We start from the raw sequence: 3,587 nt of genomic DNA on the forward strand, positions 1-3,587 counted from the left end.
TCAGGCGAGTACTTCGACGTCCCCAACGGGAACTCCTGTCCTATGGATCATCACGATCCAATGATCAGGGTGTCCACGCTCAAGGGGAAACGCCCCCCTCCTGCGCCGGACCCGTCCGGCCCCATGGCGCGGTGAAGCCCAGTTCCTCGATGGGCTGGCCCAGTAGGTGCGTCAGCACACGCTGAACGTCGGGCTGCGGCCATGGTGGATTCGCTGACTCCCAGCGGCGGACCTGGCGGACGCTGATCTGCAACGACCGTATGCCGAGTTGGGGCGCGGTGTTACGGATCGCCTCGGCGAACGCTTCCTGAGACGCGTATCCGGCTGCCTGCCGAGCGGCCTTCAGCCGCGCGTTTCCTACTGGCCTGGGCACTGGATTTCCTCACGGCTTTCGATGGGTCAACTCGGTTCACCGTAGCTTTGGAAGGCCGATTTGAGGACCCCCACCTGTGCGACTATCCCGATAGGTCCTCAAGACGTCCTCTTCTAGTCCTCTGAGGGGCCTTCAATGGGACGTCCTGTAGCCCCACCATGTCTAAGCCAGACAGAGAGCAAGCATGCGGGGTGAGGCATGGGCAAGGCGGTGAAGCGTGCGGGTGAGCGGCAGGACGAGCAGCAAGAAGAGCCCCCGCGCAACCCACCTGTGGGCGCGATCGAGGTTGCCGGGAGCGCTGACAAGGTGGACGTGGAACAGATCAAAGTGTCGATCGGCCGAGCGCTGGTGGAGAGTTCGGCTCTTCCTCGGTACGAGGATCTGTGCGAGCTGCGTGAGGCTCTGGTGGGGCACATCGAGACTCTGACGCCCTTGGCGAGGAAGCGGATCGATCGCCTGAACCACGGCACGGTGGAGTGGTACGGGAAGGCGAGCAAACTCAGCTCCATCCCCTATGAGGTGGGCACCGGGCTCGGCTCCGGTCTGCTGTCGGCTAAGGCGCACGTACAGGGATTGGGCTACTCCTGCCGCTTCCTCCTCGAAAACTCCGGCCTGCAAACGGAACGCAAGGGATGACGACGGCTCGCCGTGTACCGGCGAAATGGGGGCCGTCCAAGAAACAGATTCTGGAGGCATACCGCGATGGCCTGGAAGTGAAGGAGATACGCGAGAAGTTCGGCATCTCGTACTACGCGCTGTACCAATTGCTGAACATCGAGGGCATCCCACTCCGCTCGGCTGTGGTTCGCCGTCCAAAGACGGGGCGGGGGCTGCCGTCCCCGGGAAGGACCCGGTAGCTCCCGCCCTCCTGCTCCCTTGGGTGTTGTGGCTGTGAGGCGGGCATGCGCCCCCGTCCATTCGCCCGTCTCGCAGACGTCACGCCCACTGCGCCCAAGGGATGACGGCGGACTTGGACCCTTCGCCGTCTGCGGTCCGGCTCTCCGCCATCGTCATACCCGCTTGGCGGGCGGGGAGCCGGACCGCGCACAACAACCACATAGACAAGACCGGACCACCCCTGCGCCTGCAAGCATCCGGGGTGGTCCGGCGGAGAGTCCCTGTTCAGGACCCTGGTGCCCGATGGTACCGGGGTGGTTGTCGTGCTCGCTTCGACACCGCCCATTCCCAGATGAGTTCAGGCGAAGCAAAGGGGTGGTGACGAGTGCGAGGCGGAGGCGGCGCGGTGGGCTCGGCGGTGGCGGTGACGGGGGTGTCTACGACACGCAGCTCAGCCACGACGATGCCCGCGCCGACGCGCAGCGACCATGGCGGCCTGAGCCACTTCGCGGCAGCAGCTGCCCCCCGCCCGCCACGTCCGGGCAGTGCGGTCTGCTCACGCTCTCGCATCCGTGACGGTGGCAGTACGGCGGCCGGCCACATCGGGCAAGGGTCGACGATCGACATGCCCCCGGCTGGGCGCCCCCTCTCCCTGCTGGCCTCTTCGCGCGCACAACGGCGATGGCGGCAGTCGGCGGACGGCTGGCCATGTAAGCCGCTCTGTGTAGCCGTCCCTCGACGGCTGGCAGTTCGGGCGCGTGGTCCTGGTCGTGCTGCTGCTTCGGCGTCTGCGCTGGGGTCGTCGGGAGCACCGCGGGCGGCTGTTCCAGGTGCTGACTGGCTCTGGTGGGTTGCTGGTGTGGGGTGGCGCGCTGAGTGGGCCGGGGGCGCCGCTGAGCGGGGCGGCAGACAGGAGCGGGCGGCGGCCACCGGCCGCCAGCGCGCGCGGCCCGCGCAAGCGGACCGCCTTGATCCAGTAAAGAAATCGCGTCCCGGCGTACCGTCCAGGACGCCCGCGCCGTTCTCCGTTCGGCGCTCACGAACGCCATGACGGAAGAGCTGATCACGAAGAACGTGGCTGCTCTGGTCAAGGTCCGCTCCGGCCGGAAGCGGAAGCGCGAGCCGTGGTCGGTGGAGGAGGCGCGGACGTTCCTGGAGGCGGCGCGGAAGGCAGGCGACCCGCTTTATCCGGCATACGTGCTGATCCTGGTCCTCGGCTTCCGGCGCGGTGAAGTCCTCGGTCTGACCTGGGAGAGCGTCAATCTCGACGCGGGAGAGATCACCGTGGAGCGTCAGTTGCAGCGCATCAACCGCCAGCTGGTGCACGACGAGACGCAGACGGAGGCTTCCACGGCGACCCTGCCCCTCCCCCAGATCTGCGTCACGGCGTTGCAGCTCCGCCAGAAGGCGCAGGAAGCGGCCAAGCAAGCGGCCCGCGATCTGTGGTCGGACTCGGACTTCGTCTTCACCACGCGGTACGGGACACCGATCGAGCCGAGGAACTTCAACCGGGAGTTCACCGCCCAGTCGGCGAAGGCGGGCGTACGCGGCATCCGGCTGCACGACACCCGGCACACCTGCGGGTCGCTCCTCGCCGCCTTGGACGTGCACCCCGCATCGCGATGCAGATCCTCCGGCACAGCAAGATCGCCATGACGATGGAGGTGTATACCCACGTCCCCTCCGAGGCGACCCGTCGGGCGCTGCGGAAGCTCGGCAAGCACCTGGGCGGGACAACAGGCCGGAGGGCGGGACAACGGGCCGGAAGTAGCTGCTGTATTTCGCTGCTGTACGGCACCAAAAAGCCCCCGCCGGATTTCCCGGCGGGGGCTTTGAGCTGTGTGGACCTGAGGGGATTTGAACCCCTGACCCCCTCGATGCGAACGAGGTGCGCTACCAGTCTGCGCCACAGGCCCTTGCAGCGAGTGAAACTCTAGCATCCCCTCCGGGGTGCTTGGAAATCCGTTCCTCGCGGCCCCCGGACCGGTCCCCGCTGGTCAGGGTCACTCGTTGGCGGCGCGGGGGCGGTCCTCGTCCGCGTACTGGTCGAACAGGGGGGTGCGGCCCCGCTCGCGAGGGGCGCGGGCAGCGGGGGGCTGGTGAGTGGCGGGGTCGGGGGCGTGGGTGGGTTCGGCGGTGCTGGAGCGGGCGGAGCTCCAGGCGTCGGGGGCGCCCAGGTCGACGTTGCCGGTGGCGCGGGGGGCTACGGGCGCGGTGACGTAGGTGGGCAGTGGGACGGGCACCGGCTCCCAGCTCTCGCCAGTGGACGGGCCACGGTCACGCTCGCGCTGCTGGTCCACCCACTCCGCGTGGTCGGTCTGCTCGACCAGGGCGCGGCGGCCCGCCGCGTGCGGGGAGCCGGCCGGGGCCGGGCGGG

2 protein-coding genes, 1 tRNA gene and 1 pseudogene are annotated in these 3,587 nt (G+C 68.2%); 2 read left to right on the top strand and 2 right to left on the bottom strand.

All coding sequences use genetic code 11. The features are described from left to right. The first annotated feature begins 571 nt into the window (after positions 1-571). Together ACWDSL_RS52505 and ACWDSL_RS52510 are read left to right on the top strand one after the other, a co-directional pair. Complete coding sequence (locus ACWDSL_RS52505; RefSeq protein ID WP_450496765.1) at positions 572-1,009, top strand: DUF6415 family natural product biosynthesis protein; 438 nt, start codon at positions 572-574, stop codon at positions 1,007-1,009. A gap of 1,248 nt (positions 1,010-2,257) precedes the next feature. Beyond that, on the top strand, positions 2,258-2,866 hold the full coding sequence (locus tag ACWDSL_RS52510; RefSeq protein WP_450496767.1) for a site-specific integrase: 609 nt from the start codon (positions 2,258-2,260) through the stop codon (positions 2,864-2,866). A 186-nt stretch (positions 2,867-3,052) separates the two neighbouring features. Here the strand turns inward: ACWDSL_RS52510 and ACWDSL_RS52515 are convergent. Together ACWDSL_RS52515 and ACWDSL_RS52520 are read right to left on the bottom strand one after the other, a co-directional pair. Continuing rightward, positions 3,053-3,126 (bottom strand) — tRNA-Ala (locus tag ACWDSL_RS52515). Between the two features lie 87 nt (positions 3,127-3,213). Further along, positions 3,214-3,587: pseudogene (locus ACWDSL_RS52520) on the bottom strand (hypothetical protein); the annotation flags it as partial.

Source organism: Streptomyces sp. NPDC000941, from assembly GCF_053599555.1.